This window comes from Oceanihabitans sp. 2_MG-2023, from assembly GCF_030547245.1.
In the GTDB taxonomy this organism is placed as follows: Bacteria; Bacteroidota; Bacteroidia; order Flavobacteriales; family Flavobacteriaceae; genus Oceanihabitans.
This window is the reverse complement of the sequence record NZ_JAUOQT010000001.1, coordinates 320,363-341,069: the sequence shown is the minus strand read 5'-3', so window position 1 is coordinate 341,069 and position 20,707 is coordinate 320,363. Positions and strand designations below refer to the sequence as shown.

The 20,707-nt window shown below is 33.0% G+C and carries 13 protein-coding genes; 9 read left to right on the top strand and 4 right to left on the bottom strand.

Annotation, left to right across the window (positions count from 1 at the left end; all coding sequences use genetic code 11):
• Positions 1-11 precede the first annotated feature (11 nt).
• From Q4512_RS01490 to Q4512_RS01475, 4 genes are all read left to right on the top strand, one after another.
• Positions 12-1,049, top strand: coding sequence for an aldo/keto reductase (locus tag Q4512_RS01490; RefSeq protein ID WP_303420852.1), 1,038 nt, complete (start codon positions 12-14; stop codon positions 1,047-1,049).
• Positions 1,050-1,287: 238 nt separating this feature from the next.
• Positions 1,288-7,986, top strand: coding sequence for a gliding motility-associated C-terminal domain-containing protein (locus Q4512_RS01485; protein ID WP_303420850.1), 6,699 nt, complete (start codon positions 1,288-1,290; stop codon positions 7,984-7,986).
• A gap of 21 nt (positions 7,987-8,007) precedes the next feature.
• Positions 8,008-8,913, top strand: a complete 906-nt coding sequence (locus Q4512_RS01480) for a type IX secretion system membrane protein PorP/SprF (RefSeq protein WP_303420848.1) — start codon at positions 8,008-8,010, stop codon at positions 8,911-8,913.
• Positions 8,914-8,933: 20 nt separating this feature from the next.
• Positions 8,934-10,847 (top strand): OmpA family protein, encoded by a 1,914-nt coding sequence (locus Q4512_RS01475; RefSeq protein WP_303420846.1) that lies wholly within the window; start codon positions 8,934-8,936, stop codon positions 10,845-10,847.
• A gap of 120 nt (positions 10,848-10,967) precedes the next feature.
• On the opposite strand, the gene Q4512_RS01470 is transcribed toward Q4512_RS01475, so the two are convergent.
• The gene (locus tag Q4512_RS01470; protein ID WP_303420845.1) at positions 10,968-12,512 is read right to left on the bottom strand and encodes a ribonuclease E/G; all 1,545 of its coding nucleotides are present in this window, start codon (positions 12,510-12,512) and stop codon (positions 10,968-10,970) included.
• Between the two features lie 430 nt (positions 12,513-12,942).
• Positions 12,943-13,233, bottom strand: coding sequence for an HU family DNA-binding protein (locus Q4512_RS01465; protein WP_303420844.1), 291 nt, complete (start codon positions 13,231-13,233; stop codon positions 12,943-12,945).
• Positions 13,234-13,368: 135 nt separating this feature from the next.
• Between Q4512_RS01465 and mutY the strand changes: the two genes are divergently transcribed.
• From mutY to gldD, 4 genes are all read left to right on the top strand, one after another.
• Positions 13,369-14,409: an A/G-specific adenine glycosylase gene (gene mutY / locus Q4512_RS01460; protein ID WP_303420843.1), complete on the top strand. Its 1,041-nt coding sequence runs from the start codon at positions 13,369-13,371 to the stop codon at positions 14,407-14,409.
• A gap of 209 nt (positions 14,410-14,618) precedes the next feature.
• Positions 14,619-15,071, top strand: a complete 453-nt coding sequence (locus Q4512_RS01455) for a single-stranded DNA-binding protein (RefSeq protein WP_303420842.1) — start codon at positions 14,619-14,621, stop codon at positions 15,069-15,071.
• Between the two features lie 22 nt (positions 15,072-15,093).
• A complete protein-coding gene (locus Q4512_RS01450; RefSeq protein ID WP_303420840.1) occupies positions 15,094-16,398 on the top strand; it encodes a gliding motility-associated protein GldE in 1,305 nt (434 codons plus the stop codon).
• A gap of 45 nt (positions 16,399-16,443) precedes the next feature.
• The gene (gldD, locus tag Q4512_RS01445) at positions 16,444-17,046 is read left to right on the top strand and encodes a gliding motility lipoprotein GldD (RefSeq protein WP_303420838.1); all 603 of its coding nucleotides are present in this window, start codon (positions 16,444-16,446) and stop codon (positions 17,044-17,046) included.
• 50 nt (positions 17,047-17,096) lie between these two features.
• On the opposite strand, the gene Q4512_RS01440 is transcribed toward gldD, so the two are convergent.
• Positions 17,097-17,612, bottom strand: a complete 516-nt coding sequence (locus tag Q4512_RS01440; protein WP_303420835.1) for a cation transporter — start codon at positions 17,610-17,612, stop codon at positions 17,097-17,099.
• Positions 17,613-17,710: 98 nt separating this feature from the next.
• Between Q4512_RS01440 and Q4512_RS01435 the strand changes: the two genes are divergently transcribed.
• A complete protein-coding gene (locus Q4512_RS01435) occupies positions 17,711-18,586 on the top strand; it encodes a DMT family transporter (protein ID WP_303420833.1) in 876 nt (291 codons plus the stop codon).
• A 47-nt stretch (positions 18,587-18,633) separates the two neighbouring features.
• Here the strand turns inward: Q4512_RS01435 and Q4512_RS01430 are convergent, their stop codons facing one another.
• On the bottom strand, positions 18,634-20,697 hold the full coding sequence (locus Q4512_RS01430; RefSeq protein WP_303420831.1) for a pitrilysin family protein: 2,064 nt from the start codon (positions 20,695-20,697) through the stop codon (positions 18,634-18,636).
• Positions 20,698-20,707 lie beyond the last annotated feature (10 nt).

Genomic DNA, 20,707 nt, shown 5'->3' with positions numbered 1-20,707 from the left:
ACGCGAAAACCATGAAGTACACAACACTGCCAAATACAGATATTAAAGTAAGTAAAATTTGTTTAGGAACCATGACTTGGGGTAATCAAAATACCCAAGAAGAAGGATTTGAACAAATGGATTATGCATTAGATCAAGGTGTTAATTTTTTTGATACTGCAGAATTGTACCCTGTACCTGCAACGGCAGATACATATGCCGAAACGGAACGCATCATAGGAAACTGGTTTAAAAAGTCAGGAAATAGAGAAAAAGTGGTTTTGGCTTCCAAAATTGCAGGACCTGGAGATTATACAGCGCATATTAGAACCAACGGTTTTAAGCCAGAAGCACTAAATGATGCTGTTAATAAAAGTTTAGAACGACTGCAAACCGATTATATAGATTTATATCAATTGCATTGGCCAGAAAGGCAAACAAATACTTTCGATACTAGAGATTATAAACACAACTCTGAGGATAAGTGGCAAGATAATTTTAATGAGATTTTACATACCTTAGATAAAATTGTAAAGGAAGGAAAAATTCGTCAAGTAGGAATTTCTAACGAAAAAGCTTGGGGAACAATGCGCTATTTAGAAGAATCTAAAAAGTATGATTTGCCTAGAATGATAACGGTTCAAAATGCATATTCTTTGCTTAATCGAGTTTTTGAAGGAGACATGGCAGAAATCGCTATGCGAGAAAATATAGGTTTACTTGCATATTCGCCCATGGCTTTCGGTGTGCTTTCTGGTAAGTATATTAACGGAACAGCACCAGCAGATTCGCGATTAAAATTATTTCCAAGATTTAAAAGGTATAGTAGTGATTCTTGTTCGGAAGCAACCAAAAGATATTTACAAATTGCAGAAGCTAATAAGATGAGTTTGGCACAAATGTCTTTAGCATTTGTAACACAACAGCCTTTTGTTACAAGTAATATCATTGGAGCCAGCACAATGACGCAATTAGTAGAAAATATAAATAGTATAAATTTGGAGCTTACTAGTGAGATTTTGAGTCAAATAAAGAAGGTACACGAAGCAATACCTAATCCAAGTGCATAGTGGGTTTGCAAAAACCACTTACTTGTTAACATTTTTATCCTTTTATCGTAAATAAAGGTATTTAATCTATTAAAGTAAAGTTAATTTATTAGGGCTAATCTTTTTTTATACTTTAGGTATTTAATTGAAACATCAATTTTTATTAGATGTTTTGTTAAATAAATTTCAATTAAATATAACGGTTTGTTTAACAGCAAATTAGATGTTTAATATTTTAGTAACTAACCTTAACCATAAAATGAAAAAAATTACCCTCTCCCTATTATTTGGGTTTATGTCTTTAATAGGATTTTCCCAAGTAGGTTTAGTAGAAAATTTTGATTCCGGATTTACGTTACCAGCAGGTTGGACAAGTGATGCAGAAGATTATAGTGTAGCATTTGTTGAAAATTGTGATGGTAGATCTGTTAGAGCAAATTTAGATGATTCTAATTTAGAAGCACACCTTACTTCACCAAACATAGTTGGACAGTCAAATGGAACTGATTTAACAATTGCTTTTGACTATAAAATAGTAGATTGGGCTGGAGCTATTGAAGCAACCGCTCCTGGTTGGGGTGAAATCTTGGTTCAGTATTCTATTAATAATGGAGCTCTATGGACAACTATAGATACCATTAATGATATAAATCATACTACTGCAGCTACTTGTTTTAATTGGACGACATCTGTTCCATCTGCCGATGTACCTAATGGTTCCGATTTTAAATTACGTATAAATACCAACTGGGCAGCAGGAACATATTATGTTTATTTAGATAATATTTCTGTAAGTCAAGTAGTGCCAGATCCACCATCTTGTGTTAATTTAATTACACCAACAGATGGAAGTACTGGAGTTTCCGTGAATACAGATCTAGAATGGTCTTCGGCAACTGGAATACCTTCAGGGTATATTTTAACTGTTGGTACAACATCTGGAGGAGTGGATGTTGTAGATAATGAATTTACAGGTTTATCTACTACTTACGATCTACCTACTTTAGAATATTCAACTACATATTATGTAAGTGTTATTCCTTTCAACGCAAGTGGAAACGCAGTAGGATGTACTGAATACACATTTACGACAGGCGCAGATCCAAGTGCACCTGTAGATTGTGCAACAGGAACGCCTATTAATACAGTGTATTGCTATACTGATAATGATACTCAGACTTGGAATTTTGAAAGTTCCGATGGTGCTCCATTGAATGTGTTTTTTAACGCAGGTCAAATGGAAGCAAATAACTTTGATCAAGTAACTATATATGATGGTATAGATAATACAGGAACAGTATTGTATGACGATAGTAACGGTGGTGATATGGCAGGTGTTTCTGTAATCGCTGATTCAGGATTCGTGTTTATAGAGATAGATAGTGATGGCTCAGGTAGTTGTTCTGCTAATAATTATGTACCCTTAGATTTTGATGTTAGCTGTGTAGATACAGCTGCAGTTCCAAACTGTAATGCATCTTTAACAGCTCCAACAAATGGAGCAACAAATGTAGATGTAGCTACTGTGATTACATGGTCTCCAGCATCTGTAGTTGTTACAGGTTATGTAGTGTCTATTGGTACTACTCCAGGAGGAACAGATATACTTGATAATGAAGATCTTGGAAATGCTCTTTCTTACACGCCAGCAAACTTATTGCCATATGAAACTACAATTTATGTAACTATTACACCATATAATGATAATGGTTCTGCAGTGAATTGTAGTGAGAATAGTTTTATTACAGAATTAAATCCATACCAATGCGACGCAGTGGATCAATGTGTTTTTACTTTTACACTAGAAGATACTTTTGGAGACGGTTGGAATGGTAATACCATGACAGTTTCTCAAAATGGTTTAGAAATAGAGATTTTAGAATTGGCTACAGGCTCAGGGCCTTTAGAGGTTCAAATACCATTATGTGATGGAATTCCGTTCGAATTGTTTTGGAACACTGGTGGTGCTTTTGCTAACGAAGTCGTTATTTCCGTTTCAAATGCATTTGATGATGAAATTTTTGCCATGCCTAGTGGTAGTGGTGGAATACAAGGGACGCAAATTTTTTCAGATATTGTTAATTGTACGCCTCCTTCATGTCCACGACCAACAGATTTAGCTTTAGTAGAAGTTAACATGACTAATGTTGAATTTAGCTGGACAGAAACCGGAACAGCTACTTCATGGGAGGTTATAGTTCAACCTTTAGGTACTGGTTACCCAGCTGGTACAGAACCAGAAATTATTCAAACAACAGATAATCCTTATATTTATGAAAATTTAGACCCTGCAACACAATATGAAATATATGTGCGAGCAATCTGTGGTACAGATGACCTAAGTGATTGGGAAGGACCTCTTAATTTTGATACTACAATTTGTGACGCTATTGATCAATGTGTTTACACTTTTGTTCTAGAAGATACTTTTGGTGATGGATGGAATGGTAATACGATGACAGTATCTCAAAATAATATTGAATTAGAAATTTTAGAACTACCTACCGGAAGTGGACCACTTGAAATTCAAGTTCCACTTTGTGATGGTGTACCTTTTGAGTTGTTTTGGAATACAGGTGGTGCTTTTGCAAACGAAGTTACTATTTCAGTTCTTAACGCATTTGATGATGAGGTTTTCACCATGCCAAGTGGTAGTGGTGGAATACAAGGAACACAAATCTTTTCTGATATTGTTAATTGTACACCTCCAACTTGTCCTAGACCAGATGATTTAACTATTGTTACTTTAAATCCAGATTCTGTTGAAATAGGATGGACAGAAACAGGAGTAGCAACAACCTGGGAGGTTATAGTACAACCTCTAGGTACAGGTTATCCTGACGGTACAGAACCTGAAATTATTCAAACAACAGCTAATCCTTATTTATATGAAGGTTTAACATCTGGAGTAGATTATGAAATTTATGTAAGAGCTGTTTGTGGAACAGACGACTTAAGTGATTGGGAAGGACCGGTTGACTTTACCACACCAGCATCTGTAGATTGTGCAACTGGAGAGTTGTTAAATACAACGTATTGTTACACAGATAATGACACAACAGAATTTGTATTTGCAAGTAGTGATGGTTCTCAATTAGTAGTATTCTTTAATGCAGGATATATGGAGAGTTGTTGTGATGAATTGATTGTAACAGATTCGGATGGAACAGAACTGTATAACGATAATAATGGAGGAGATTTATCTGGATTAATATTTGTTTCATCGGGTAATAGTATCACAATTGCAGTAAATTCTGATGGTTCTATTAATTGTGGTGGAAATGCAAATAATGCCCAATGGGATTTTGATGTAGCGTGTTTTGATGCAAATGCAGTCCCTAACTGTAATGCTGAAATGACAGCGCCAGTAAATGGAGACATTGATGTTGCTATTGATACGGATATCTCATGGACACCAGCTTCTATATTTGTTACAGGTTATACCATTTCTATGGGGACATCACCTGGAGCTACAGATATAGCAAATAATATAGATATTGGAGATGTTTTAACTTATGACCCTGGAGTATTAACTAATGCAACAGAATATTTTGTTACAATAGTACCATATAATGATAACGGACCTGCAGTAGGTTGTATAGAGCAAAGCTTTAAAACAATATGTATACCACATGAAGTTAGCTTTAATGCTGTTGGTGATTGTGATACAGATCCTAATAACCCAGATTTTGTATTAGAAGTTAATATTACAGATTTAAGTGGTTCTGCTTCTATCTTGATATCAGATGATCAAGGTAGTCCGGTACAAACTGCTACAGCAGTAGGTGTTATTACAATGGGTCCATACCCAGCTAATACGGTAGTAACAATAACTACTATTAAGTCTGATGATGATACCTGTGACGTTATTAGTAGTCCAATAACATTTATTTGTCCACCACCACCAAATCCGTGTTCTATAATATATGCTGGTGAAGACGCTACAGTGAATTGTGATGATACTTCAACAGATTTAGAAGCTAATTTTCATTTATTTGGTCAAGATACTAATACATATATAATTAACGGTTTAGATACTTGTCCATTACCTTCAACTGTTGGAGGTACACCAACTAGTCTTGATATTGATGATACTTGGTCTGATGTTTTAGATATTGGTTTTGAATTCTGTTTCTTCGGACAAGTTTACGATCAGATATTAGTAGGTTCTAATGGTGTTTTATCCTTTGAATTAGAAAACGCTAATACCGGAAATGGATGGGCAATGGGTGCAGGTGATACATTACCTAATAATACTAATGCAACACTAGCTGAAGCAAATATTTTTGGTGTAGGGCATGATATTGACCCTTCGGTAACTGGAGATATTAATTATCTAGTTATTGGTTCAGCACCATACAGACAGTTTGTTGTTAATTATACTGATGTAGCTCATTTTAGTGGTGCATGTAATAATTTATTGTCTAGTTCTCAAATAATACTTTATGAATCATCAAATAATATTGATGTTAATGTATTTGATAAGCCTTTATGTTCCACATGGAATAGTGGTCGTGCTGTAATTGGTGTACAAAATATACCAGGTACTGTAGCATTTACTCCTCCAGGAAGAAATACAGGAGCATGGACAGCTACAAACGAATCATGGAGATTTGCTCCTTCTGAAGGAGTACCAAACTATACTTTTGAATGGTTTGATGGAGCAACTTCTTTAGGAAATGTAGAGAATATTACTGTTTCACCAACAGAAACGACTACCTATACAGCTACTGTAACTTATGAACTTTGTACAGGTGGTACATCCACTTTAACAGATGAAGTAACAATAGAAGTGGTTGAAGATAATGTTGATACTTCTTTTACAATGACAGAGACTTGTGATGGAGCTACAGCGACAATAGACGGAGATACTGGCGGAGTGTTTACTTTTAACCCAGAACCAACAGATGGTGCGGTTATAGACGCAACAACAGGTGAAGTAACAGCAGGAATTCCTGGAACAATGTATACTATAGAGTATTCTGTTACTAATATTTGTACTTCATCAAGTATGCAAACTATAACAATACCTACAGGAGATGCTTCGTTTACTATGACAGCAACCTGTGATGGAGGTACAGCTACAATAACTGGAGATACAGGAGGAACATTTACATTTAACCCTCTGCCAACAGATGGTGCAATAATAGATGCAACGACTGGTGAAGTAACAGGAGGAACTTCTGGTGCTGTATATACAATTGAATATACAACACCTGGAACTTGTGATACTGTTAGTACTCAAATACTAAATGTATTACCTGGTGGTAATTCCTCGTTTACGATGACTCCAACTTGTGATGGAGCAACGGCTAATGTAACTGGCGATTCTGGAGGAGTGTTTATATTTAATCCTTTACCAACAGATGGTACAGTAATAGATGCAACAACTGGTGAAATAACTGGAGGAACCCCTAGTACTATGTATACTGTTGAATACTCAGTAACTGGTACATGTTCTTCTATGACCTCACAAACTGTAACGGTATCTCCTTTAGAGGATGCTTCTTTTACAATGATTGCAACATGTGATGGAGGTACAGCAACAATAGATGGAGATATAGGAGGAACATTTGCACTTAACCCTTTACCAACAGATGGCGCAGTAATAGATGCAACAACTGGTACGGTAACAGGAGGAACTCCTGAAGTAGCATATACGATAGAATATACTACTGCTGGACCTTGTTTTGAATCAAGCACTCAAATGGTAACAGTTTTAACAGCAGAAGATGCTACATTTACAATGACTGCTACCTGTGATGGTGGAATAGCAACAATAGATGGGGATACTGGAGGAACATTTGCTTTAAACCCAGTACCTACAGACGATGCAATAATTGATAGTGTTACAGGAGAAATTACTGGAGGAGATTATGAAACTACATATACAGTAGAATATACCACTTCAGGAGCTTGTCCAGAAACTAGTTCACAAATGGTTACAACGCTACCTGCAGATGATGCTGCTTTTACTTTAACTGCAACCTGTGATGGAGCAACAGCAATAATAGATGGAGATACAGGAGGAACATTTGCTTTTAACCCATTACCAACAGATAGTGCAATAATTGATAGTGCTACGGGAGAAATTACTGGAGGAGATAATGAAACTACATATACAGTAGAATATACCACTTCAGGTACTTGCCCAACAACAAGTTCTCAATCAGTAACTACATTAATGTTAGATGATGCGGCATTCACAATGACTGCAACATGTGATGGTGGTTATGTAGAAACAGTTCAAGTTACTGGAGGAACATTTGCTTTCAATCCTTTACCAATAGATGGTGCAATGATTGATTCTTTTACTGGTGAAGTAACAGGAGGCACTGTTGGAGAAACATATGCTATAGAGTATACAACTTCTGGTATTTGCCCGAATTCAAGTATACAAAATTTAACTTTATTGACGGATGTATTTGACTTTACAATAATTGGTGACTGTAATGGAGCTATTTATGAGCTAACCGTAGAACCTATAGGTAATAGCTTTAACCCTTCTACAGCAACTTTTGCATTGTACGACGATATGAATTCACTATTACAAACAAATGTAATAGGAGATAATGTATTTATAATTGATGGAAGTCTCTTTACTCCTCCTATGTCAGGTAGTTCATACAACTATGTTGTTGAGGTTACTTCTGATAGTGGTTGTGTAGAAAGTAATGAAGTTCTAGTAGAAAGTATTAATTGTATTATACCGCAAGGTATTTCTCCTAATAATGATGGTAAAAATGATAGTTTTGATTTAACAGGATATGACGTAAGTAGACTAGAAATTTTTAATAGACATGGTATAAAAGTATATTCAAAAAGAAGTTATACTAATGAATGGTATGGACAGTCGGACGCTGGAGATGAACTTCCTGTAGGAACCTATTTCTATAAAATGGAATACCAAGGGAATAAAACAAGAACATCTTGGATATATTTAAATAGAGAAAACTAATTAACTAACTAATTAATGAAAATGAAAAAATTATATATTATTCTCGCTTTCTTGTTTGCTGTTCAAATGCATGCACAACAAGATCCGCAGTACACACAGTATATGTATAACATGAATGTTGTTAATCCAGCATATGCAGGTTCTTATGAAGGAGTTGCTATTGGTATGCTTTATAGAAGCCAATGGGTTGGATTACAAGGCGCTCCAAAAACAGGAACATTTGCAATTCATTCTCCAGTAGGTAAAAAAGTTGGTTTAGGTCTTTCTTTTATAAGTGACGAAATTGGTCCAGTAAGAGAAACAAATGCTTACGCAGATTTTTCTTATACACTTCCTTTGGGAGCAGATAATAAACTAGCTTTTGGTTTAAAAGCAGGTGCTACATTTCATGATATTGGTTTAAGTGATTTAGAATTAACCGATGCCGATGACGATCTTTTTCAAGATATAAGTGAAGTGACACCTAATATTGGTGCAGGTGTGTATTTTTATAAACCGAATAAATATTATATTTCTGCTTCTATGCCAAATATCTTAAATGCTACGCACTTAGATGCAAATGGTTTAAATATAGGTTCAGAAACACAACACTTATTTGCAGCAGCTGGTTATGTATTTAGTTTATCAGAAAATTTTAAACTTAAACCACACGCTTTGTTTAAAACTGCATTTGATGCACCTTCAAGTTTTGATGTAAATGCCAATCTTTTTATGTATGATATTGTAGAGGTAGGAGTAGGGTATCGTTTAGAAGATTCTTTTAGTGGTATGGTAAACTTTATGGTAACGCCACGTTTAAGAATTGGCTATGCTTATGATGCTATTCAATCCGATTTAAATTATACTACAAGTTCATCACACGAGGTATTTATTAATTTTGATATTGCGTTTCCAAAACGTGTATCTCGTTCACCTCGTTACTTCTAATCCCTTAAGCTAAAGATATTATGAAAAACATAAAAATATTTATAACATTACTATTATTGAGTAGCTTAAGTTTAACTGCTCAAAACAAAAATACTAGTACTGCAGATAAGCACTTTTCAAGATTTGATTTTAATAAGGCTATAGAATCTTATGAGAAATTAGTTGAAAAGGGTAACGCAGATGAGTATGTGTACAAACGTTTAGCGGAAGCAAACTTCAATATTTTTAATACAGTAGATGCCGAAAAATGGTATGCTAAAGCATTAGAAACGTCTCAAGATCCAGAAACAATGATCAACTATGTACAGATGCTTAAAGCTAATGGAAAGTATGAAGAGTCTAACGAGTGGATGACAAAATTTGCTAGTATGAGACCAGCAGATGTAAGAGCTATTGCTTTTAAAGAAAATCCAGATTATTTACCTAAAATTTTAGAAAAAGGAAAAAAGTTTAATGTTCAAAATTTAGAAATCAATTCTGAAGTTTCCGATTTTGGAGGTGCTCTTAAAAATGGAAAACTGTATATCACTTCAGCTAGAAATAAAGCAAGAAGAGAATATGGTTGGAACGAACAACCTTTCTTAGATCTTTATGAGTTTACAGTTGAAGAAGATGGTACTTACCAAAACGAAAGCTTATTAGGAAGTGATATCAATACAAAATATCATGAAGGAGTTGTAGCTTTTAGCCCAGATGGAAACACTATGTATTTTTCTAGAGAGAGTTTCTACGAAAAACAATACCAAAAAGATTCTTTATCAAATACTAAATTTAGTGTTTTAAATTTATTTAAAGCTACTAAGTCAGGAAGCGGTTGGTCTAACATAGAGCCATTACCATTTAATAGTAATAACTATAATACAGATCATCCTTCTGTAAGTGCAGATGGTAAAACACTTTACTTTACTTCCGATATGCCTGGAGGATTTGGTCAAGGAGATATTTATAAAACGACTATTAACAGCGATGGTACTTTTGGAGAAGCTAAAAATCTTGGACAAAAAATTAATACAGAAGGACGTGAAATGTTTCCTTTTATAAGCGATAACGGAACGTTGTACTTATCTTCAGATGGACATTTAGGTCTTGGAGCTCTAGATGTGTTTTACACTAAAGAAATAGATGGTAAAATGTCTAAAATACGTAATGTTGGTATTCCTGTGAATAGTAATGGAGACGATTTTGCATTTAGTATTGACGAAGAATCTGGAGAAGGTTTTATTTCTTCTAACAGAGAAGGAGGTAAAGGAAGCGATGATATTTATAGTATTAAAAAATTACAACCTTTATGTGATGTAGAAATTACTTCAACAGTAACAGATAAAGTAACTGGAGCACCTTTAGTTGGAGCTATGGCAACTTTATATGATGATAAAGGAAACAAATTAGCATCTAAACCTACAAGTGCAGAGGGTATTGCTGAATTTATTGTAGAATGTGATACAGACACTGATTTAGAAGTTACTATGGATGGTTACGAAAGCAATAAAATATCTATTGAAGGTACAGATGAAGAAGAAATAGCAGTAGCTATTGCTTTAGATCCAATAGAAGAGATAGTAAAAGCAGATCGTGTAGAATTAAATCCTATTTACTTTGAGTACGATAAATCTAACGTTACAGCAAAAGCTGCGTTCGAGTTAGACAAACTGGTACAAGTAATGAATAGGTATCCTAATATGGTTATTAATGCAAAATCACATACAGATAGTAGAGGTTCTAGTTCATACAACGAAAGATTATCCGATCGTAGAGCTAAAACTACTGTACAATATGTAATATCTAAAGGTATCGATGCTGCTAGAATATCTGGTATTGGTAAAGGAGAAAATGAGCCAGCTGTAAACTGTGCTTCTAACTGTACAGAAGAAGAACACCAACTTAATAGACGTAGTGAGTTTATTATTGTTAGCGGAGGTCCAAATAATCCTTAATAAAAAGGCCTCTTAAATAAGTTTAAAAACCACCTCTATTGAGGTGGTTTTTTATTGGAACAGTTCTAATTAGGTATAAAAACAAAAAAGCCTTACTTTTTTAAAGTAAGGCTTTTTAAGTTATTTAATTTGGTTATCATCTTTGTCGAAAAAATGATATTCTAAATACGTGTAAGCATCTCTTGGTAAAATTTTCACCCATTTCTTATGTTCAAAAAACCATTTTGAACGTATCGATGGAAAACCTTTAGTTAAAAAGGCTGCTATAAAAGGATGTGTGTTTAGGGTCACCTTTTTGTAGTCTTTTTTAAATATCTGTTCCATATCATGTTTAATCTTTGGAACAATATTTATTGGAGCTTCAACTTCAGAACCATTTAAACCATTAGGGTTTTCTTCTCTGGTTTTAATGTTCATTTCTGGTCTTACTCTTTGTCTAGTAATTTGTATCAATCCAAATTTACTTGGAGGTAGTATTTTATGTTTAGCTCTATCATCTTTCATTTCATCACGTAGATGATTAAAAAGCTTTTTTCTATGTTCAGCAGTATTTAAGTCAATAAAATCTACAACAATAATTCCACCCATATCACGTAAACGCAATTGTCTGGCCATTTCTGTTGCAGCAATTAAATTAACTTCAAGTGCTGTATCCTCTTGCGAGTTGGATTTGTTAGAACGGTTTCCGCTATTTACATCTACAACATGAAGCGCTTCGGTATGTTCTATTACCAAATATGCTCCTTTTGCCATGGAAACTGTTTTTCCAAAAGAGGTTTTAATTTGTCTTTCTATTCCAAATTTTTCAAATATTGGAACGTTAGACTGATACAATTTAACTATCGATTCTTTTTTAGGTGCAATTTGTTGCACATATTCTTTAATTTGAATGTAAAGCGCTTCATCATCGACATGAATTCCTGTAAAGGAATCATTAAAAATGTCTCGTAAAATAGAGGAAGCTTTATTCATCTCGCCTAATACTTTACTTGGATGGTGTGCTTTATGTAGCTTTTTACACATTGCGGTCCAACGACCTAACAAATTTTGTAAATCTTTATCTAGTTCAGCTACTTTTTTGCCTTCTGCTACTGTACGAATAATTACACCAAAACCTTTTGGAGTAATGCTTTTAACCAAACGTTTTAGTCTTTCTTTTTCTTCTTTGCTTTCTATTTTTTGAGAAATAGAAATTCGATCAGAAAATGGTACTAAAACAATATATCTACCAGCAATAGAAAGCTCAGAGCTTATTCTAGGGCCTTTTGTAGATATTGGTTCTTTTACTATTTGTACTAGTAACGATTGATTTGATTTTATAACGTTAGCAATGCTTCCGTTTTTATCAATATCTTTTTCAAATGGGAAATTCTTTAATGAAAAATCATTTAGTTTACCTGTGCTTACACTTTTTGTGAATTTTAAAAGGGAAGGTAGTTTTGGTCCTAAATCATGATAATGCAAAAATGCATCTTTTTCATAGCCTACATTAACAAATGCAGCATTTAGACCAGGAACAGCTTTTCGTATTTTGGCAATAAACACATCGCCAACAGAAAAGTTGTTACCATCTTCATCTTTTTGTAATTCAATAAGTTTTCCATCTTTTAATAAGGCAAAATCAACGTGGTTGGAACTAGATCTAATGATCAATTCTTTATCCATTTTGTTAATTTTTATCCATACTTTAAAGTTACTAGGTTGAAGAGTTAAAGCGTTAAGAAAGTAAAAAGCATTAAAGCTTTCAACTAATAACTAGTAACTATTGACCAGTAACTAAATTGTACAGATGGATTATACATTATTTATTCTAATCATAGTTAATATTAACTATGATTAGAAATCACAGGATTTTTTAAATCCGTGGAGTTCAAACTACGCAAGGTAATACGTGTTTTTGTAGAACTCATTTCAAAGAACGTTTGCTATAAACTAAAAAAGTAGCTATTAACTACTTTTTTAATCTATTTCTTCTTTTTGTGACGATTAGCGCGTCTTCTTTTTTTACGCTTATGCGTAGCAACCTTGTGTCTTTTGCGTTTTTTACCACTTGGCATAAGTTGATTGTTTTTTAAATTAATATTATTTTAGCGTCTTACTTAACGTCTACATTTGTTTTCACTCCTTCTACAAATACTTTAGCAGGTTTAAATGCTGGAATATTATGAGCAGGTATTTTTATTGTTGTATTCTTAGAAATGTTTCTACCAGTTTTTTCAGCTCTAGTTTTAATTATAAAGCTTCCAAAACCTCTTAAGTATACATTGTCTCCTCCTTCTAAAGATGTTTTTACTTCATCCATAAAGGTTTCAACAGTTGCTTGAACATCTCCTTTTTCAATTCCTAATTTCTCAGAAATTTTTGCTACTAAATCAGCCTTAGTCATTTTCTATTATTTTTAATTATTGTAATCAGTTATTAAGGGATGCAAATATAGGAATTTAAATTTCAATATTTCAAACCTAATTCACTAAAATTTAACCTAATAAACGTTTATTTTTGCAGTTACTATATATATTAAATGATAATAAATAAAACTTTAACACGCTGGTATTCAGTAAATAAGAGGGATTTGCCATGGCGAAGAACTACCAATCCTTACTTTATATGGCTGTCTGAAATTATTTTACAACAAACAAAAGTAGACCAAGGGTTACCATATTATGAAGCTTTTGTTACTAATTTTCCAACCATTTTTAGACTTGCAGAGGCAGAAGAGGAAGAGGTTTTAAAATTGTGGCAAGGTTTAGGCTACTACTCTAGAGCTAGAAATTTACATGCAACGGCTAAACATATAGTTAATGCGCTTAATGGTAAATTTCCAGATAATTATAAAGATTTAATAAAACTTAAAGGCGTTGGTGATTATACTGCTAGTGCCATTGCTTCTATTTGCTTTAATGAGGTTTGTGCTGTGGTAGATGGTAATGTATATAGAGCATTTTCTAGATATTTTGGTATTTCCACTCCTATAAATAGTACTCAGGGTCAAAAAGAATTTAAAATATTAGCACAAAAATTAATAAATAAGGAAGATCCTGCTACATTTAACCAAGCTATTATGGAATTTGGTGCTAGACAATGTAAACCCAAAAATCCAGATTGTACTATTTGTCCATTGCAAAACAGTTGTGTTGCTTTGCAGAAAAACCTAATTACAGCGTTACCGGTAAAAAAGAAAAGCCTAAAACCCAAAAAGAAACATTTTAATTTTTTAGTTTTTGTTTCTAGAGAAGGGGATACCATTTTAGAAAAAAGAGAAGGTAAAGGTATTTGGCAAAACCTCTTTCAGTTCCCTTTAATTGAAAGTGAACAAAGTATGACTTTTAATTCTATGACTGCACAATTAAAAAATCATGATTTAACAAGAGATACTATATTTAATTTGTCCTTATATAATGAAGAAGAAATTATTCATAAATTATCGCATCAACATTTATATACTAAATTCTGGATTATTGAGATAGACCGACTAGCTTTAAAGGGTATTTCGATAAATGAAATAAAAAAATATCCAGTTCCTATTTTAGTTTCTAATTTTATAGATGCTTTTAATTTTTAAAGCTTTAGAGTTTCTGATTAGTCTTTTATAGTTAAATAAGGAGCTAGCATAATTTATAGTTTTTTAGGTATATTAAGCTTGGTATGGAAGTTTCATTTTTTTTTATTAATTTTAAGTTTATCAATTGCAAAAGCGTAATTTTGTCTATTCCTCTTTTTTCGTTTTTAAATTAAAAATTAAAGAAGAATTCATTGTAAAAAAAAGATATTATGTCAGGTACACTAAATAAGGTAATGCTAATTGGGCATTTAGGAGATGAAGTAAAAATGCATTATTTTGAAGGAGGTGGTTGTGTAGGTCGTTTTCCTATTGCAACGAATGAAACCTATACGAATAAACAAACTAACGAACGCGTTACAAATACCGAATGGCATAATATAGTTGTACGTAATAAAGGAGCAGAAATTTGCGAAAAATATTTAAGTAAAGGCGATAAAGTATATATAGAAGGAAGAATTAAAACCAGAAAATGGCAGGATGAAAGTGGAAATGATCGTTTCTCTACTGAAATTCAATGTAATGATTTTACCTTTTTAACAACTAAAAATGAAAGCGGAAATGCAAATAATACTGCACAACAACAACAACCTAAGCCGCAAGCTTCACAACCAAAAGCAAGCGCTCCAGTTATAGAAGATGATAATGATGACCTTCCTTTTTAAAGTTTAATTAAAATTATAATCCTTGGATCCCGAGCCCTCGAGTTTTTTATTAATAAGTTTAGCAATTGATTTTTCAATTGTAATTGGTTTTGTGCTCTTATTTGTACTATTGCTTTGTTCTGCACTAATTTCTGGTGCTGAAGTAGCCTTTTTTTCATTAACAGACGCTGATATCGAAGAAGGTTTAGAACAAAATACAAAACCTACGGAAATTATTTCCTATTTATTAGAAAGACCAAAAAAACTACTTGCAACCATACTAGTAGCAAACAATTTTATAAATATAGCAATTGTAATTCTGTTTGCATATTTAGGGAATTTTATGTTTGAAAGTATTAGCTCTTCTATTATAAAATTTATTTTAGAAGTTGTTTTAGTTACCTTTTTAATATTACTATTTGGTGAAATTTTACCCAAAGTATATGCAATTAGAAATAAATTGAAGTTTGCCACATTTATGGCTTATCCACTACGTTTTTTAGATGTAATTTTTTCTCCTATTAGTTTGCCAATGCGAAGCATAACCCTTGCTATAAATAATAAATTTGGTAAACAAAAATCGAACCTTAGTGTCGATCAGCTTTCACAAGCATTAGAACTTGCTAGTGATGAAGACACAACTAAAGAAGAGCAAAAAATACTGCAAGGTATTGTTTCTTTTGGGAATACTGATACCAAGCAAGTTATGCGACCGCGAATAGATATTTTCGCATTAAATGTTGAGCAAAAGTATGCAGAAATAATTCCAGAGATTATTAAAAATGGCTATTCTAGAATTCCAGTTTATAAAGATAATATAGATACTGTAATTGGTGTTTTATACGTTAAAGATTTGCTGCCTTATATCGATAGAAAGCAGATGGACTGGAAAAGCTTACTTCGGGAGCCGTTTTTTGTGCCAGAAAATAAAAAACTGGATGATTTAATGGCAGAGTTTCAAGAAAAGAAAGTGCATTTAGCAGTTGTTGTTGATGAATATGGAGGAACCTCTGGGCTGATTTCTTTAGAAGATATTATTGAAGAAATTGTAGGAGATATTAGTGATGAGTTTGATGACGAAGGATTAATCTATTCTAAACTGGATGATAAAAACTATGTTCTTGAAGGTAAAACAGCCTTAAAAGACTTTTATAAAATTATAAAACTAGAAGAACAAGATATATTTGAAAACAATAAAGGAGAGGCCGAAACTATTGCGGGTTTTATATTGGAAACCTCTAAAAGTTTTCCGAAAACGAATAGTAAAATAGTTTTTGAAGACTACGTTTTTACTATAGAAGCATTAGATAAAAAACGAATTATTCGTGTAAAAGTTACCCTACCTTAATATCTCGATTTAAATTGTAAACTGATATTGCAAACAGAATACTTTATGAAATATAACATAAAAAATTATAGCATATTAATACGTTTCTCTTTTATGCTATGTTTCTTAATAATTTCCTGCGGAAAAGAAACAACGCCTAAGCCAGCAGCAAAACTACGTTTGGAATATCCCGAGCCTAAGTATAAAGAAACAAGCTTTAATATGCCGTTTGCTTTTGAAAAAAACGAATTGGCAACAAAGGTTAAGACTAGGAAACTAAGTGGTGTTGATAGTTATGGTGTTAATTTAGAATATCCAGCTTTAAAAGGAACTATTTATTTAACATACAAAGCAATAAACAAAAGCGAAGAAAAATTAGTTTCTTATTTGCGAGACGCCCAAAATTTTACGCAAGAACACACGCAAAAGGCAGATGAAATTGCAGAAAGACCTTATGAAAATAAAGATCGTAAAGTTTACGGAATGTTTTATGAAGTAGGTGGTAATGCTGCATCGCAATCCCAATTTTATGTAACAGATAGTACAGATCATTTTTTAACAGGCTCCTTATATTTTTATACAAAACCAAATTTCGACTCTATACTTCCAGCTGCAAATTATCTACAAAAAGATATACAACGAATCATGGAAACTGTTACCTGGAAATAAAAAAAAGCTTCTCAATGAGAAGCTTTTTTTTAAACAATTTATTTATTGTTTTAAGCTTTAGTCTTATCGGCACAACATGCTTCTTTGCAATCTGCAGCACAAGCCATTTTCTTATCTGAAGACACGCCTTCTTTAGCACAACATGCTTTTTTGCAATCTGCACTACATGCCTTTTTAGCAGTAAACGATTCTACAGTTTTCATTTCTTTAACAGTGTAAGTGTCACCAACTTTAGATACCGTTTCTTCTAGAGAAGTTGTAGTTACTTTAGCATTATCGTACTCCACCATTGCTAGTTTTTTGTCGTAATCTACTTTTGCAGATTTTACGCCTTCCATTTTAGCTAATTTCTTTTCAATAGTTCTTGCACAACCAATGGCACAAGTCATACCTTCAATGGTAAATTCAGCTTTTGCATATGTTGCATTTGGGTCTAAGGCTGCTTTTGTAGTTTTAACCGCAGTTTCTGTTTCAACCGTTACTACTTCTGCTTTAGTCTCTTTTTTACAGCTAAAAGTAATTATTGCAATTACGGCAATAACTAATATTTTTTTTATTTGTTTCATTGTATAAGTTTTTGTTATCCTAATGTTTACAAATCTAATAATTATTTGCTGTAAATTGTGTTAAAAAGTATCACTTTTGTGCTATTAAAAAGTAATGCATGTTTCAGAATAATAAAAAATGGGTTTATCTTATTGTTTTATCTCTAATTTGGGGAACTTCATTTATACTTATTAAAAAAGCGCTTATAGGTTTAAATCCATATCAATTAGGTGCTTTAAGAACAATAATAACTGGGTTGTTTTTGTTTATATCAGGGTATAAAACAGTGAAAACTATAAAAAAGAAAGATTGGAAATGGATTGCTATTTCAGGTTTTTTTGGTTCTTTTATTCCTGCTTTTTTCTTTGCTATTGCCGAAACGGAAATCGATAGTGCTGTTGTTTCTGTTTTAAATTCACTAGTTCCTTTAAATACTATTTTATTTGGTTTTGCAGTGTTTAAAATAGCTTCTACAAGAAAACAGGTTTTAGGTGTTGTTATAGGTTTTATAGGTACTGCAATTTTAATTTTACAAGGAGCAGCATTGAATCCGCATCAAAACTATATGTATGCGGGTTTTGTTATTGCTTCCACTTTAATGTATGCCGTAAATGTAAATGTTATTAAAAAGTATTTGCAAGAGGTTAAACCTTTAGCTATTGCAACAGGAAATTATGTAGTTATTTTTATTCCAGCAATATTGGTTTTGTTGTGTGCCGGGTTTTTCACCAAAGAGACGTTTAGTAAGCCAGAACTTGGCATGTCTATATGGTATGTTTCTTTATTGTCTTTTTTTGGTACAGCTTTAGCTAAAGTACTTTTTAATAAATTAGTGCAAATGTCTACTCCTGTCTTTGCTTCATCGGTAACGTATGTAATGCCAATTGTGGCATTAGGTTGGGGGATTTTAGACGGAGAAGGGTTTAGTTTGTTGCAAGCTTTTGCTTCTGGTGTTATATTAATTGGTGTTTATTTATCTCAAAAAAGAGCATAAAAAAACCGAAGCGTTACCTTCGGTTTTATTTTGTTTAAAGATTTTGACTAGTCAAAATCAGCATCAGTAACACCTTCGTTAACTTTAATTTCTTTTACAATAAAATCAAATTTACGAGGTCCCATAGTTTGATTCATTTTAAAAGGAAACTTTACTCCAGATACCTCTTGGTATTCTGTAAAAGTTATTGAAGAAGCTCCCATAGGAGTAGCTTTTTCTTCTTTTATTTTTAATCCAGTTTCTACGCTATAAAAGTTTGTTTGCTCTTCAGAGATTTTAATTCTGTATGCTTTTTCACCATCTACATCTTCTATTTTTTCTAAAGTAACGCCACCATTTAAATAGTTTACTTCAGGAAAAGGAGATCCTTCTACTTGAGTTTTTTTAACGTCATCAGCATTCATATCGGTACGTTGTCCTTGCATAATAGAGTATCCAGTTTCTCCATCAATAACGGTTTTCATCATAGATTGTCCCATTGCTATTACTTCTTGAGCAAATTGGTTTTTAGCCGTTTTTTTCAGCTCAAGGTTCATCATCATTCCTGGTTGTAATTCCGCTTCAGCAGTAATAAAAACAGAATTTACTTTATCTAGATTTGCTTTTCCTCCAATAGCATTAATATATTTGTTTAATACCGTATTTGCATCTATGTCACTAGGCATTTCTATGTTGTAGTTTGGTTTTTCTACAGGATTGGCGTAAGCATCATAATATTTAATTGGTACATTGTTTCCGTTAAAGGTGATTTTTTCTAAATTCTCTAATACTTCGCTACCTTTTCCAACCACAACAATTCTTGCGCTATCTGTACCAAAATATTTATTTGCGACTCTAGTTACGTCTTCAATAGTTACAGCTTTTATTTTTGATAAATACGTTGTGTAGAAGTCTTTAGGTAGGTCGTTTGTCTTAATGTTTAATGCATAGCGAGCAATGTTTTGAGGGTTTTCTAGGGCTAAAACGAAGTCTCCTAGATATTTTGCTTTTGCGTTTTCTAGTGCTTGTGCAGAAACAGGTTCTTCTTTAATTCTTTTTATTTCTTTTAAAGTTTCAACAACGGCACTATCTGTTACCGCATTTCTTACTGCTGCTCCAGCTTTAAAACGAGATGCGTATTTATCTGCTCCAATACTAGATCGAGCTCCATAAGTATAACCATGAGCCTCACGAAGATTCATGTTTAAGTAACTATTAAATCCACCACCTAAGATTTTGTTTGCAATTAAAAGTGCATGATAATCTGGGTCGTTCATTTTTAAATCTACATTGCTAGTTAAAGAAATGTTAGATTGAACGGCATTTGGCATATCTACAAAACTAATTTGTGTATACTTAACATTTGGCATTGCTTCTGGGACTGTCGAAACTACATTTAAATTGCTTTCCCAAGAAGAGAAGTAGTTTTTGATTTGCCTTTCTATGGTTGTGTAATCTACATCGCCAACAACAACTAAATATGCATTAGAAGGCGTGTAATATCTGTCATAAAAAGTTTTAACATCATTAAGTGTTGCTTTACTGATAGTTTCTTCGGTTACAAATTCTCCATAAGGATGATGTGTTCCATAAGCTAATGCGCTTCCTACTCTTGAAGCTACTGCATCTACACTTTTTTTATTAGACTTTAAACCTTCAATAGCTTTTTCTTTTTCCTTTTGAAACTCTTCTTCTGTTAGTAAAGGGTTTTTAACAGCATCTGCCATTAGTTTTAAAATTCTATCCGAATATTTAGATAGAGAACTAGCGTAACCTCCATTGTATCTAAAGCTCATTCTTGCACCTAAAAAGTCTATTTCTTCATTAAATGCATCTTTAGTGATTGTTGTAGTTCCATTTCCAAGCATGCTTCCTAGTAATCCAGAAACTCCTGCAATATCTCCTTCTTTTACGGGTTTGTTGTCTATGGTTAAACTGTAAGAAACACGAGGTAATTTATGGTTTTCTACTACTAAGACTTTTAATCCGTTTGGTAGCTCGAATTCTCCAGGAACTTCTAATGCAATTTTAGGAGCAGGACCTGCTTTTGGTTGTTTAGATCTGTCTACTTGTGCTTCTGCGCCAAGAGACATTAAAAACAATGTTAATATGGTAAGTATTTTAGTCTTCATTTTATATGTT

Coding starts and splice junctions, on each gene's coding strand:
- Q4512_RS01475 (WP_303420846.1), top strand. CDS start 8,934: ATGAAAAACATAAAAATATTTATAACATTACTATTATTGAGTAGCTTA.
- Q4512_RS01430 (WP_303420831.1), bottom strand. CDS start 20,697: ATGAAGACTAAAATACTTACCATATTAACATTGTTTTTAATGTCTCTT.
- Q4512_RS01440 (WP_303420835.1), bottom strand. CDS start 17,612: ATGAAACAAATAAAAAAAATATTAGTTATTGCCGTAATTGCAATAATT.
- Q4512_RS01465 (WP_303420844.1), bottom strand. CDS start 13,233: ATGACTAAGGCTGATTTAGTAGCAAAAATTTCTGAGAAATTAGGAATT.
- mutY (WP_303420843.1), top strand. CDS start 13,369: ATGATAATAAATAAAACTTTAACACGCTGGTATTCAGTAAATAAGAGG.
- Q4512_RS01470 (WP_303420845.1), bottom strand. CDS start 12,512: ATGGATAAAGAATTGATCATTAGATCTAGTTCCAACCACGTTGATTTT.
- Q4512_RS01490 (WP_303420852.1), top strand. CDS start 12: ATGAAGTACACAACACTGCCAAATACAGATATTAAAGTAAGTAAAATT.
- gldD (WP_303420838.1), top strand. CDS start 16,444: ATGAAATATAACATAAAAAATTATAGCATATTAATACGTTTCTCTTTT.
- Q4512_RS01485 (WP_303420850.1), top strand. CDS start 1,288: ATGAAAAAAATTACCCTCTCCCTATTATTTGGGTTTATGTCTTTAATA.
- Q4512_RS01435 (WP_303420833.1), top strand. CDS start 17,711: ATGTTTCAGAATAATAAAAAATGGGTTTATCTTATTGTTTTATCTCTA.
- Q4512_RS01480 (WP_303420848.1), top strand. CDS start 8,008: ATGAAAAAATTATATATTATTCTCGCTTTCTTGTTTGCTGTTCAAATG.
- Q4512_RS01455 (WP_303420842.1), top strand. CDS start 14,619: ATGTCAGGTACACTAAATAAGGTAATGCTAATTGGGCATTTAGGAGAT.